The organism is Candidatus Zixiibacteriota bacterium, from assembly GCA_026397505.1.
Classification (GTDB): domain Bacteria; phylum Zixibacteria; class MSB-5A5; order GN15; family PGXB01; genus JAPLUR01.
This window is the reverse complement of sequence record JAPLUR010000076.1, coordinates 1-13,057: the sequence shown is the minus strand read 5'-3', so window position 1 is coordinate 13,057 and position 13,057 is coordinate 1. Positions and strand designations below refer to the sequence as shown.

The following is a 13,057-nucleotide window of genomic DNA, read 5'->3' as shown; positions in this document are numbered from 1 at the left end:
TTAAAATAATCATGCAAGCCTCAACCGTCAAGACCTTTGTAAAAAAAACAGCTATTACCTGCGAATGTTCCCCCCACTTTCAGGCCTGCAATCTCCCTCCGGGCTGATCAGATATGAAACTCGATGATATCCTTGTCCTCTAAGATAAAGGTATTCTTTACCTTTTGACCTTCGAATCGCCCGGGACGCCAAACCTTGGCAAACAACAACTTCTGGGCAAAATCCTTGTGGATGGTGAGCGCCGCATCCTCCACCGTCCCTTCCAGAGGCAGGACTATTGGATCGATCAAAACCGGCTCCTGACCGATCTTCTTGGTATAAACTCTTATGATTTTCAGTGACTTGAATATGGCTGACCGCAACTTCAAAAGAACCTCGTCGTCAAGAATGGTCGAAGGAATTACTTCGAGCCCGGGGCAGAGCTTTCGCAAATTCTCCATATTCTTCTCACAATCATCCTCAAAGCATTTATGAGCAATGACAAGCGTCTTCTTTATCGAATAGCGGGGATCATCAGTCTCCCCGCTTTCCGAACTCAGTATTATTCTCTTCTCCTCCAACAACTTACGCGTGATCGCCACCTCTGCCTCCAGACCGGGGGACATAATATCCAAAACAAGCAGAGCAACATCGGCCTGCCGAATCAGGTTAATAAGGTAGCTCTCAAATTGCTCTTCAGATACGGGGGGGGTGTCAATGAGCTGGATCTGAACTGTTTCGAAAGTCATCATCCCGGCCAGCGGCTCGCGGGTCGTATAGGGATAATCGGCAATCAGCGGCTGGGCATGGGTAAGCGAGGCAACAAGTGATGATTTTCCGGAATTGGGCGGGCCAATCAGGATTGCCTGCCCGGCTCCCTCTCGCTCGATATGGTCATGGGTCTCGGCCGTCCTGGCTCCATGCTTCTTTTGCCCCCCCTCGATTTGCTGCCGTAATTTGGAAATTTTGGCTTTCAGTTCGGCCTGAAGTTTATCGGTACCCTTATGTTTGGGCATCATGGCCAGAAGCTCCTGAGCCAGACGCAGCTTTTCCTTGGGGTCCTGCTCCCTTTTAAACTCTCTTTCCAGTTCGTAATATTGCGGCGGAAGGTTGGCCGGCATATCATTCCTCCATTTAATTTTAATCATTGCCGGCCGAAAATTCAAGCAAAATTAAATGACACCATTCACCGGTAAATGCCTTTGAGGCGAAAGCATGTCGACGCGATCTTCTAAATTATCTTATTAATCCGTTTAATCCCTCGCCTCTTACGACCTGATTACCACTGTTCTTGATTGTATTCTGAAGCCCCAATTCCAATCATTAATCCACTGCCTGCCTCCGCGCGAAGCGATGGCGCCATCCCGCCGCTCTGATATCGGATGACATTGATATGCATTGGGGAATAATATTTAAGAATAGTAATTGACATATGATCATTGATTTCATTATACTGAGATCAGCAAGGGATGTGATATCATCTCGCGGCATTTGCAAAAGACATATTAGTTTCGATTTTTCCTTTTAGGGAGAGGCGAAGTGTCTTGTTTTCTGCGCATGGATTGCCGAATCCGGCCTCCACCGGTACCGGCAGGGACACATTTCCGATTGTACTCTTTTAGGTTCCACTTTAATAAAAGAGTAAACTAACAATTTAGACATCGATAACAGGGAGGTTATGATGTTGATCTCTAGAAAAATATCAATATTATCATTTATCTTTGCATTTCTATTCTTCTATGCAATTCCGGCCATGGCGCTGACACCCATTGAGGACGGAGATCTAAACTTCAAACTGGGAGACACTTCAATTTATATCATCTGCACGGTTGGCGACGGCGACACACTCACAAATATACCGCTGCAAGTATGGTACGAGGAGGCAGCCCCTATGCAAGACATCCATGAGATAAGAGCCGCCATAATTTTCAATAGTGGCAAACTATTTTTTTATGATGCCGTAAAAGCTGCGGCATGGCCCGGCGATTTGTCTCATTCCGTCTCAGGTGATACCCTCTTTATCACACTGGATAATGGTACGGTTTCCCCCCAACTATCGCCCACAACCTATGCCTACCTGCAATTTACGGCTTGGTGCGGTGTGCCCTCGACCGTGGACCTGGACCTCAAACAGGGAGAGAATTACACTTATATTTTCCTGAACTCCCGGCATTATCCGCCGCAGGGCAATCTCGACGACGGCTCAGTCACGGTTATTGATAACTATAATGAAACCTACTCGATCCATGACACAACGATTACCGGCGGCGCTTTACAGACCAAAATTCATATCCCGGTCTATGTAAGGACAAACTACCGTTTCTGGGGAACTTATACTTATTTTAGATTTGACACAACTTATCTTCAATACGATAGTTTCTACGTAGCCGATCAGAATGAATACTACATGATTAAGGATTGCACGCGCAATAAGGACACTCTCAAGGTGCGGGTCTATGAGTACTTGAACATTTTTCATGATGAATACTCGAGTGAGACAAAGCTCTATACCCTTGTTTTTCAGGTGAAAAACGCCGCCCAGGGCAACACTGCCCACATTGATTTCATCGGCGATAGTTCCTGGTCGGTGCCTTTTGATGGATTCTCGGGCTGCTTTGACGTCAGGCAAATGGATACTTTGAAGAACGGTGTCATCACCATACCGGCCTACGCCGATACGGCGAAACTGGAATTTCATTGCAGTACATGCGATTCGATGGTTGGCCTGAATGATGACGATTGCTCGGCCATGATAAAGATGAAGAACAATTTCGCGGCCGGTGACGTCACCAAATCGATCACTCTCAATTACAATACGACCAACTATTTGACCGTGACAGACGTCGATGCTGCCGATGCTCAGGCGCTTGATTTCGATTATGCCTCCTATTCCTCCGGCGGAACCAAGCAGGCATCGGTCCGACAGCTTTATGATGCTAATCTGACCAACCATGTCCACGCCGTGACTGATTACGCCGATTTGGCAAAGATGACCTTCGACTTCAACGACGGCTCTTATTCTCCGAGCAGTTATGCTAACCGCTATTTAAAAGTCGCTTTCAAAGGGAAATATGACGACAACAATGACCTTTCCCAGGTTTGGGATACGCTCAATGTAGTTCGCTGCGACACGACAAACAGTAAATTGATCAATGGCGGTAACGACTCGGTGGAAATCAGAATGGGCGAGATTAATCTCCCCGGCACCAGCGGGACATGCCACGTGCATCAGGAGGTTAAGCTGCGCAATAATTTCAGCCTGGATCATTTTGGATTTACAGTCACGATACCCGCGGGAGCAGAAATCCGCACTATTGATACCGGTTATACGGCCGGTATTAGATATACTAAGATCAGTGGTACCCAATATCGTATCTATGGCAACTCGTCCACCGGCTTCAATGGCATCTCACCCAATGGAAACAATTACACGAAAGTCGCGGAGGTGATGATCAGATACTGCAGTCGGTATGGAAGCGTCTCCGGAACACCGACGATTTCCAACGATACGATGATTTCCAGTTCATCAAGACAATATGTCAACCGAGACCCTCATTCCATCACAATATATGGATGTCTCTGCAACATCGATAAACTTAATGAGTTTGCTTCCGAAGAGGCGGCCGGGCCGGCTCTGCCGACCGACTTCAAGCTTAATCAGAATCACCCCAATCCCTTCAATCCCGAAACGATTATTTCCTATGATGTGCCCACTCTTACTCGCGTTAAGATCGTGGTTATGAATATTCTCGGGCAGGTGGTGGCGACTCTGGTTGACGAACCGAAGTCACCCGGCCGATATGAAGTTATCTGGCGCGGCACCGATTCCTATGGTGCCAGGGTATCTTCAGGTATTTATCTAACAGTCATGCAGGCCGGCAGTTACTCCGGAACGATCAAAATGTCGCTTCTGAAATGATGTATTAAAAAACCGGCGAGAAAAGCCGCTCCTCTTTACGGGGAGCGGCTTATGATTTGCGGCGAAAATAATGCCCGCTATTTCCCGAATTTCACCGCCAGAGCTTTTATTGTGCGGCATACATATTCTATTTCTCTGGCGTTCAGGTCAAAATAAAAAGGAAGCGAAATCACTCTCTGGAAGCTCCAATCTGCCTGCTTCAAATCCGCTTTTTTAAATTTTAATGCTCTTCGAAAATATGAAAAATGATGCACCGGGATGAAATGCACCCCGCATCCGACACCCTTCCTCTCCAGTTCCGCAATCAATCGATCCCGGTCAATCCGCCACATTCCAGGATTCATTCTTATGATGAACAGATGCCAGGCATGCTTCGAATTCTCATCCAGGTACGGCAATTCCAGATAGTCGGTCAGATCTTCCAATCCCCGATAGTACAGCCGCGCCAGCCTGTGCCGCCTCTGCTGCATCGCCTCGAAACGGCTCAGTTGTCCCAGTCCCAGTCCGGCCGCCAGATCGGAAAGATTCTCCTTGTACCCCAGTTCCGTAATATCGTATTTCCAGCCGCCGCCGGCATATCTTTTCCACCCCGAGGAAGTCATCCCGTGCAGCGAGAGATGACGGATACGTTCCGTCAGCTTTTTCGAATCTGTGACCACCATTCCCCCCTCGCCGGTAGTGATATTCTTGGTCGAATAGAAAGAAAATACCGTGGCATCGGCCAGAGAACCGATTGGCCTTTGCCGGTAAGACGCCCCCAGGGCATGAGCGGCATCTTCAATGAGATACAGATGATGCTTCCGGGCGATTTTTCTGATCTTATCATTTGCGCACGGCCAGCCGGCAATATCAATCGGCAGTATTGCCTTTGTCCGTGAGGTAATCTTACCCTCAATGCAGTCGGGATTAATATTCAGCGTCACCGGGTCGATATCGGCCAGAACCGGTTTTGCGCCGGTATAAAGAATGGCCTCAACCGTGGCCGCCATGGTGAATGGCGATGTAATCACTTCATCACCATCACCAATACCAAACGCCCTCAGCGCCAGATGTAACCCGGCCGTGCATGAGGAAACCGCCACCGCATATTTGGCTCCCGCAATTGCCCTTATCTTATTCTCAAATTCCCGTGCCTTCGGGCCGCTGGTGACCCACCCGGATTTGAGAACCTCAAGAACCGCCTTCCTTTCGGAAGAAGTAAACTTCAATCTGAAAAAGGGAACTTTCATATTATGCCCTCTTCCTCATCATCAATCTTTCGTAAAGCTGCACCATTTGATCAATGCTTGCCTGCCAGCGATATTTCCGGCCGACCATTTCTTTTCCGGCTTTTCCCATTCTCTTTCTTAATTCGACATCAGAGGCCAATTTCATTATTGCTTCAGCCAGACTCTCCGGGTCACCGGGCCTTACCAGAATGCCGGTCTCGCCGTCTTCCACAACCTCCGGAATACCGCCCACATCTGAGGCAATGACCGGTAATCCCACTGCCGCCCCCTCCAGAGCCGCCACACCGAAAGATTCGGCCAATGACGGCATCACCATAATATCATGTTCCGCCAGAATGGAAGGCACCTGATCATTTTCTATATATCCAACAAATTTCACCCTGTCATCAAGCAGAAATTCATGCACCATGCTTTTCAGATCATCGGTCAATTCACCCGTTCCGGCCATCGTCAGCACTATATGCTTGCCCCTGTCCGATAATAGATGCAACGCCTTTAATAGAATATCGGGACCATATTTCCTCTGATGCGCCTTCATAAAAATAAGTCTGACTTCGGCCGATTGCCTGGGCGAACGAGCCGGAGGTATCTCCACCCCGAAGGGTATGACCGCTATCCGCGAGGCTGTCTCCGGAGCCAGCATAAGCGTCTGCGATTTCAGGAATTCACTGGTGGCCGTCACATAATCGGCGGCGAGTAGAATTCTTCGGAGCCCCCATCGCTTCAAGCCGTTGGAGGGAAATTCTACGATATCCGAGCCCCATACCGAAATGATGAATGGGTGAATATCACTGTATTTCCCCCACAGGCCGTAGCCGGTGGCGTAATGACTGTGCACCAAATCAGGTGCAATCTTTCGTATCGCACGCCTCACCATAGAAAGCAGGCCGATATATCCCAGCCTTTTCCCGGTCTGACCGCCCAGCAAAATGGTTTCAATCCCCTCTATTTCCTTTCCGCCATAGGAAATAACGGTCACTCCCAGTCCGCTATCGGATATGCCTTTGGCCCAGCGCCTGATATGCACTGAAGCGGCATTCCCCAGAATGACAATTTTGCGATTTGTATTAATTATTCCCGGCATATTCTCAATAATCCATTTTTCGCTTCCAACTGCGGCCGCATATCTTTCCTACCGTCACTTTGATAGCTATAAGCTGCAATATCGCTCATGCCCGCCATTTCCTCCAAACACTATCGACCAGATCTTTTATCTCGGGAATCCTTGTCAGGTATCCGATTATGACAAAACCTGTTGCCGATAGAATGAAGGCCGGAATAATACGAAATCTTGATATCAAACTCAAACCGACACTGAAATCGGGCAGATTTTTATAATAATATCCAATCGCCGCCATTGGCAGCGAGGCCAGAGCGACCTTGCCTGAAACCAACAGATGTGTCCTGACACCTGCAATTTGCCCATCACGAGCCAGAACCAGCATCAACATGCCCAGGGTCAGCACTTCAACAACCGACGTGGCCAGAGCAATTCCGGGATAATCAAGCATACCTTTAAAAAGTCCGGTCAAACCGAATTTAAGGATCACCGCCACTGCGGCGATCGCCAGTACATATCTCTGCCGTCCCGAAGCATAGCATGCTTGCATCAATAAACTGTAGAAAAAGAGCGAAACCAGATGGGGGACCAGAAAAACCAGAAGGCGCGAGGTCATGGCCAGAGACTCCAGATCGAAGGCCCCTCGGAGAAAAACCGCCGCCGTCAATTCACGTGCGAAAAACAGATAAAATATCCCGCACGGCACTCCTATCACCAGTGACAGCTGAATTGTGGAACGCAACAGCTCGGCGAAACGGCCCGGCTGATTTCCGTGCAGACGATCACTGAGATATGGAAAGGTCACATTGGCGATCGCCAGGCCCGCCACGCTTACCGGAAGCATCACCAGAAGACTGCCGTAATTGAGTGCCGATACAACCCCCGGCGCCAGGTCCGAAGCATAGAAACGGTCAATCAGAAAATAAGTGCGTGATATAAGTTCGACAATGATTATCATACCGCCCACGGCAAGAAGCCCTCTGGCATCGGCATCAAAAAGAGTCAGATGGAAATATCGGGTGACCTTGAAGCCGAGGAGTTTAAGAAAAAGAAACAGAACCTGACAGAATGAACCAACCAGAAGCCCGATCAAAATCGCCATCACCGACATACTGCCCGAAAAAAGATAGATGGCCGAAATGGCGATGACATTCAATATGATGGAGCCGGCTGCCGGATAAACGAACTCCTTCCTGACATTCAAAGCCGACCTGAAAAGAGATTCGAGGAATCCCAGCAGGACCAACAGGGAAATTATGCGGCAATAGAAAATGCCGTTCTGCAAATCATCTCCCGCCAGCGATGGACCAACTATTTTCACCAATAATGGAGCCGCGGCAATTATGGCCAGTACCAGCAATATCACGATTATTAAAAGGGAATTGGCCAGGCTCCAGAAACTGCGCCAGCCGGAATTTGATTCCTGCGACATTTTTTTCGAGAGGAACGGCACCACCAGGAAATTGGTGGCGTTGACCAGAACCAGATTGAAAAAAATGGGGGCGGCAATACCGATGAGAAGAATATCATATTGCCGCGAGGTTCCGAATCTTTCGGCAATGACCATTTCGCGCAGGAATCCGAGCAGTTTGGACAGAATGGCAATACCGGACACTCCGATGATGGCCTGTCGTATTCTTGCTTCGGTCGGCAATTTAGAAATCCTTGAAATAACTCAGTATGGCCGCGGTGATGATATCCGAGGGCAATTGACCCCTGATTTTGAGAGGAACTTGCTTGCGCGGACGCGAGAGCTTTTGCAAGTGTCGGGATATTTTCCTGAAGGATAGCCCCACGAGATGATTCCCCCAGTCAAGAGTCTCGACCCATTCGGTCTCATCACGCAGCGTCAAACAGGGGCTGTTGAGAAAAACCGCTTCCTTCTGCACGCCCCCGGAATCGGTCATAACGGCGCCGGCGTTGGCGGTCAATGTCAGACTGTCGAGATATGAGACCGGCCCGGTCAATATTATATTCGGCGTCTTCTTCAACCGGCCCAGCAGGTTGAAACAGCGAAGATTCTTCATCGTCCGCGGGTGCACCGGAAAAATTATCTTGCGGTCAAGGCGGCCGATTATATCCACAATTTCCCCGAGAACATCGCCGTCATCGACATTAGCCGCCCGGTGCAAGGTCATCAGAAGATACTCGCGCTGTATCAATTGAAAACGGCGAAGCACTTCCCTGTTTCGAGAAATTCGATTGCGATATTGATCGATAAGCTGATACATCAGGTCGCCCGAGTGAAAGACCCCCGCCGTAATACCTTCCTTCTTAAGATTCGAGATGGCCTGTCGCGTGGGGCAAAAAAGAAGACCTGAAATATGATCGGTCAGCCGGCGGTTGATTTCCTCGGGCATGTCCATTCGATAAGAGCGCAGACCCGCCTCGACATGACCGACCGGAATATTCAGCTTGGCGGCGCAGAGCGCTCCGGCCAGAGTACTGTTGGTATCACCATAAACCAGCACCAGATCGGGCTGAAGCTTAAGAAGCAATTTTTCCAGACGGCTCATTATCGCGGCCGTCATCTCGCCATGATTCCCGGACCCGACTGATAAATTGTAATGAACTTTCGGGATGGCCAGTTGCCGGAAAAAGATATCCGACATCATATGATCATAATGCTGGCCGGAATGGATAATGACATGCTTGAACCTGGCGGAGAGCGCCCGCGCCAGGGGGGCAAGCTTGATAAACTGCGGACGAGCTCCGACCAGCGACAAAATCAGCGGCTTTTTTCTTCTCATTGCTATTATATGCCCTTTACAGAGTATCCCTCTTGCTGCCGTTCCCTTCTAACCCGAAATCTCTTTTACAGCGGCAATCACTTCTTCCTGCTCGGCCGCGGTCAGTTCCGGGTATACCGGAATAGAGACTACCTTCTCGGCCGCTCTCTCTGTCGCCGGAAAAGAGCCCGGCCGGTACCCCAGATCGCGGAAACACTCCTGAAGGTGGAAAGGCACCGGATAATAAATTTCATGGCCGATTTTGCGTTCTTTGAGCGCCCGCATTAATTCATCGCGATTATCCACGGCAATGGTGTACTGATTGTATATATGATAAGAGTAGTCCCTGGCGATGGGAATCCCGATTGCCGTCCCCTTGAAGGCGGCATCATATTTCCGCGCATGTTCCCGGCGTTTCTCGCTCCACTGGGCCAGATAATCAAGTTTAACCAGCAGGACCGCCGCCTGGATGGTTGACAGCCGTGAATTGTATCCGATAACTTTATGGAAATATTTCGGATCAGCGCCATGCACCCGCAGAATTTTCACAAATTCGTAGCGCTCTTTGTCATTCAGAATGATCATCCCGCCGTCGCCCGCGCCGCCCAGATTTTTCGAAGGATAAAACGAAAAACAGCCATAGTGCCCTATAGACCCGGCCTTTTTTCCTTTATATCCCGCGCCGATCGCTTGTGCCGCATCCTCCACGACCACCAGATTATGTTTCCGGGCTATTTCCATGATCGGGTCCATATCGGCCAATTGCCCGAAAAGATGCACCGGCATGATAGCTTTGGTCTTGCTTGTAATCGCCCTTTCGATTTTACCCGGGTCGATATTGTAAGTATCTTCCTCGATATCGACAAAGACCGGTCTGGCGCCCAGGCGCGATACGACTCCCGCCGAGGCAAAAAACGAGAAATCCGAGGTTATCACTTCATCCCCCGGTCCGATTCCCGCCCCTCGCAGGGCAAGCAATAGTGCATCGGTGCCCGAGGCCACGCCGATTCCAAAGGCAACCCCGGACATCTGCGCGATTCTTTGCTCCAGTAGAGCGACTTCCGGCCCCAGAATGAAATGGCCGTGGTCGAATACCTTGAGAACCGCTGCATCCATGCTCTCTTTTAGGGCCAGATACTGCCGTTTTAAATCTAATAACGGGACTGCCATCTCCTACTCCTTCACTCCTTCACTCTTTCCACCCCTGGTTCTCCAGAAGCTGTTCCTTGGGGACATCACGCATCACCTTCGCCGGAATCCCCGCCATGATTTTCCGGTCCGGGCAATCGGTCGTCAGCACCGCCCCGGCCGCCACCAGGCCATCGGCGCCGATCGTCTTTCCGGGAAGAATGGTGGCATTGACACCTATTCTGCCGCCCTTTCTGACAATCACTCCTTTGAAGTGCTTGAATCTCTCCTCCGTCCGTCCGACATAGTTATCGTTCGACGTGGCGGCGCAGGGGGCCACAAAAACCCGGTCTTCCAATTCGGAATAGGCGGTGATATAGACATTCGTTTCCAGCTTGCAATAGCGGCCGATCTTGCAGAAATTTTCTATCGCCACGCCGCGGCCGACAATCGTAAAATCTCCCACGGTGACATTCTCGCGAACCGTCGAAAGATCGGCAATAAGCACTTTGCGGCCGATTCTGCATCCCCGGTAAATCACCACATTGGTCCCGATAATGCCGTCGGAATCAATTTCAGCCGGCGACAATTCCTGCTCTTTGGTGGTGGCCGAGTTGGCCGCCCGCATGGGAAATTTGCCGATAATGGTTCCGTCATCAATACGAACATTGTCACCGATTCTCGTCCCGGCATGTATGACAACATTATGACCGATAAGACAGCCGCGGCCAATATTCACTTTCTCTTCGATTACGGTAAAATTGCCGCACTTCGTACCTTCCCCGACCGTGGCGGTTTTGTCAATAATCGCATTCGACATAAAATCCTCTTTTCAGGTAGATATGAATTTCCGCGGCGCCCGATATGGAATTCGCCTAGTATTGAATCGGCCGGTTATCGTGTGAATTAGCGGATTCCTAATTCTCAATTTCCGGAGCGCGGAAACCTCCCTCTCCAGATGCCCAAAAATAATCGCGCCCGTTTATAATCATCGGGAGAGTTTCTCTCCAGATTGGCCAGATAGTTCATGAAAAGAGCCAGGAATATCGCCACGATAACGGCCATACCCGCCGAGACCAGAACTATAATAGTCTTCTGAGGCCGATATGGCAGTTCCGGCGGCAAAGCCCGGTCCAGTATGGAAAGGGTCGGCGTATCCATCTTCTCCTGAATCTTTGCCTGTTCATATTGTTCCGAAAGCACCTGATATAATGTTTCGGATACCTTGAGACGGCTGGTCAATTCCGCCAGTCGTATCTTCAGCGCCGGCACTTCTGATACGGGAAGATTGAAATATGAGCTGTCCCCCTTGCCATACTCGAGCGCGCTGATCTGGTCTTTGATTTCATTTACTTTTTGTCTCTGGCTGATCACCTCCGGATGAGTCGGGGAAAGAGATTTTTCCTTCACGTTCAGCTCGATTTCGTTTTCCGCGAGAGCCACTTTCAAATTCACTGCCGATTGTATCGCCAGTTGTGTCTGCTGATCCAGGTCGACCGCCTTATATCGGGACTGAAAATCTCTCAGCGCCGCCCGGGTCGAATCCAGCTCGGCGGCCACCTCTCTGAGCCGGCCGGAAATAAATTCCCGGGTAGTTTTGGCACGGGAACTATACAACTCCCGATTCAGCCGATCCAGTTCATCCGCAAAGGAATTGGTGATTTGGGCCGCCATGCGGGGGTCCTTATCAACGTACGTTATTTCCAAAAGGCCTTCCTCGGTCACCCCGAATTCTGCCTGCCGGTCTATTTTCTCCAGAATATCAACCGTCGAATTCAAATGATAGTAATCCTTGAGATTATTGACCGCGATCACCCGCTCGGCGACGCTGCGGCTTTTCAATATGCGGGCATAAACATCGGAAGGAGTCGCCCGAATCGGAAGAACCAGCCCTGAAGTAAGCGAAATCATATCCTCCGCGCCGCTCAATTGTCCAAGTTTCAATCCTTCGTCTTTGGGGGGAAGCAGGAGCGTGGAGGCCTTGTACCATTTGGGCAGAAGCAGTGCCACCACCACCGATATAATCGTTACAATTAATACAAAAGAGACAATGAATCTAATCCTGAGCGCAATCACCTCAAGAATTTTCCAGAAATTGAAATCCCTGTTATCCATATAATCAATTCGCCAAATTATCAATGGCCAAATAAGCCGCACCCAGACCACCCAAAATCAAGGAGATATCTTTCAATCTGTCCCAGGTGCTTTTTTTCTGCCGGTTTTCAGGTATTACGATTATATCACCATCATAAATTTCCGTACCGCCCGAGGCTCTTATTTTCATTCCCGAGGATTTGCGGATTACGTCGGCCGCTCTTTTTTCCGCCCCCTCGGCATATCCCCCTGCTTTCTTCACCAACGATCCCAGCTTCATCGTGGACCCCGAAAAATCAATCATCCCGGGTTGTCTGACCATACCAAAAACACCGGCCGCGCCGGTCAGCGCCGGGATAAAAATGGAATCTCCCGGCAGTATCTTTATCTTTCCGAGTTTGTCAGGGTAAAACTGTCCGATATCCAGAGAAACCGGCTGCCCGATAGCATTAAAGGCGAGATTATTGAGGTCGATACCCTTGAGCAACCGGGCGGTTCCCGATTCCTTACGAAACTGCGCCTTACGAAAGATGACGGCAGAGTGAATATCTCCCTTGGGAGCGAGCCCACCGGCTATCTTAAGAGCCGTTCCAAAATCCGGTTGATTTCCATACGGGTAACGTCCCGGGACCAATACTTCTCCGGAAATAGAATAATATTCCCGCTCCGGAATATCATGTTTTCGAACAACGATAATCTTATCTCCGGGTTGAATGACCATAGCAGTATCACTCGGAATTGTCGTCAGAATATGACTGTTCCGGAAGATCAATACCGAATCTCCCTGAAGCCCGGTCAGACCCAGGCCGAGATCAATCATCGTCCCCAGATTATCTCCCTCTCGGAATTCAAAACCTCCCGGACTCACCACCTCACCCGATAACTGCACAAAACTCGAGGAATCGGTAATCAACGGGAT

At 49.7% G+C, this 13,057-nt stretch carries 10 protein-coding genes; 1 reads left to right on the top strand and 9 read right to left on the bottom strand.

Translation table 11 applies throughout. The features are described from left to right. Positions 1–107: 107 nt before the first annotated feature. On the bottom strand, positions 108–1,100 hold the full coding sequence (locus NT002_08090) for a 50S ribosome-binding GTPase (GenBank protein MCX6829229.1): 993 nt from the start codon (positions 1,098–1,100) through the stop codon (positions 108–110). 557 nt (positions 1,101–1,657) lie between these two features. Here NT002_08090 and NT002_08085 point away from each other — a divergent pair. After that, positions 1,658–3,898 carry a hypothetical protein gene (locus tag NT002_08085; GenBank protein MCX6829228.1) on the top strand — a complete coding sequence of 747 codons (2,241 nt, stop codon included), beginning with the start codon at positions 1,658–1,660 and terminating at the stop codon, positions 3,896–3,898. Positions 3,899–3,975: 77 nt separating this feature from the next. Here the strand turns inward: NT002_08085 and NT002_08080 are convergent, their stop codons facing one another. The 8 genes from NT002_08080 to NT002_08045 all read right to left on the bottom strand — a co-directional run. Next, positions 3,976–5,127: a DegT/DnrJ/EryC1/StrS family aminotransferase gene (locus tag NT002_08080; GenBank protein ID MCX6829227.1), complete on the bottom strand. Its 1,152-nt coding sequence runs from the start codon at positions 5,125–5,127 to the stop codon at positions 3,976–3,978. 1 nt (position 5,128) lies between these two features. Beyond that, positions 5,129–6,211 (bottom strand): glycosyltransferase, encoded by a 1,083-nt coding sequence (locus tag NT002_08075; GenBank protein MCX6829226.1) that lies wholly within the window; start codon positions 6,209–6,211, stop codon positions 5,129–5,131. 85 nt (positions 6,212–6,296) lie between these two features. Continuing rightward, the gene (locus NT002_08070; protein MCX6829225.1) at positions 6,297–7,841 is read right to left on the bottom strand and encodes a hypothetical protein; all 1,545 of its coding nucleotides are present in this window, start codon (positions 7,839–7,841) and stop codon (positions 6,297–6,299) included. Position 7,842: 1 nt separating this feature from the next. After that, the gene (gene wecB, locus NT002_08065; protein ID MCX6829224.1) at positions 7,843–8,937 is read right to left on the bottom strand and encodes a UDP-N-acetylglucosamine 2-epimerase (non-hydrolyzing); all 1,095 of its coding nucleotides are present in this window, start codon (positions 8,935–8,937) and stop codon (positions 7,843–7,845) included. A gap of 48 nt (positions 8,938–8,985) precedes the next feature. Next, positions 8,986–10,086, bottom strand: coding sequence for a DegT/DnrJ/EryC1/StrS family aminotransferase (locus NT002_08060; protein MCX6829223.1), 1,101 nt, complete (start codon positions 10,084–10,086; stop codon positions 8,986–8,988). Between the two features lie 19 nt (positions 10,087–10,105). After that, on the bottom strand, positions 10,106–10,864 hold the full coding sequence (locus NT002_08055; GenBank protein MCX6829222.1) for a DapH/DapD/GlmU-related protein: 759 nt from the start codon (positions 10,862–10,864) through the stop codon (positions 10,106–10,108). Between the two features lie 104 nt (positions 10,865–10,968). Beyond that, positions 10,969–12,159: a Wzz/FepE/Etk N-terminal domain-containing protein gene (locus tag NT002_08050; GenBank protein ID MCX6829221.1), complete on the bottom strand. Its 1,191-nt coding sequence runs from the start codon at positions 12,157–12,159 to the stop codon at positions 10,969–10,971. Between the two features lie 4 nt (positions 12,160–12,163). Further along, the coding region (locus NT002_08045; GenBank protein ID MCX6829220.1) for an SLBB domain-containing protein at positions 12,164–13,057 on the bottom strand (894 nt) is incomplete at its 5' end.

Excerpts from the sequence above, each read along its gene's own strand:
- NT002_08090 (MCX6829229.1), bottom strand. The coding sequence starts at position 1,100 with ATGCCGGCCAACCTTCCGCCGCAATATTACGAACTGGAAAGAGAGTTT.
- NT002_08085 (MCX6829228.1), top strand. The coding sequence starts at position 1,658 with ATGATGTTGATCTCTAGAAAAATATCAATATTATCATTTATCTTTGCA.
- NT002_08080 (MCX6829227.1), bottom strand. The coding sequence starts at position 5,127 with ATGAAAGTTCCCTTTTTCAGATTGAAGTTTACTTCTTCCGAAAGGAAG.
- NT002_08075 (MCX6829226.1), bottom strand. The coding sequence starts at position 6,211 with ATGCCGGGAATAATTAATACAAATCGCAAAATTGTCATTCTGGGGAAT.
- wecB (MCX6829224.1), bottom strand. The coding sequence starts at position 8,937 with ATGAGAAGAAAAAAGCCGCTGATTTTGTCGCTGGTCGGAGCTCGTCCG.
- NT002_08060 (MCX6829223.1), bottom strand. The coding sequence starts at position 10,086 with ATGGCAGTCCCGTTATTAGATTTAAAACGGCAGTATCTGGCCCTAAAA.
- NT002_08055 (MCX6829222.1), bottom strand. The coding sequence starts at position 10,864 with ATGTCGAATGCGATTATTGACAAAACCGCCACGGTCGGGGAAGGTACG.
- NT002_08050 (MCX6829221.1), bottom strand. The coding sequence starts at position 12,159 with ATGGATAACAGGGATTTCAATTTCTGGAAAATTCTTGAGGTGATTGCG.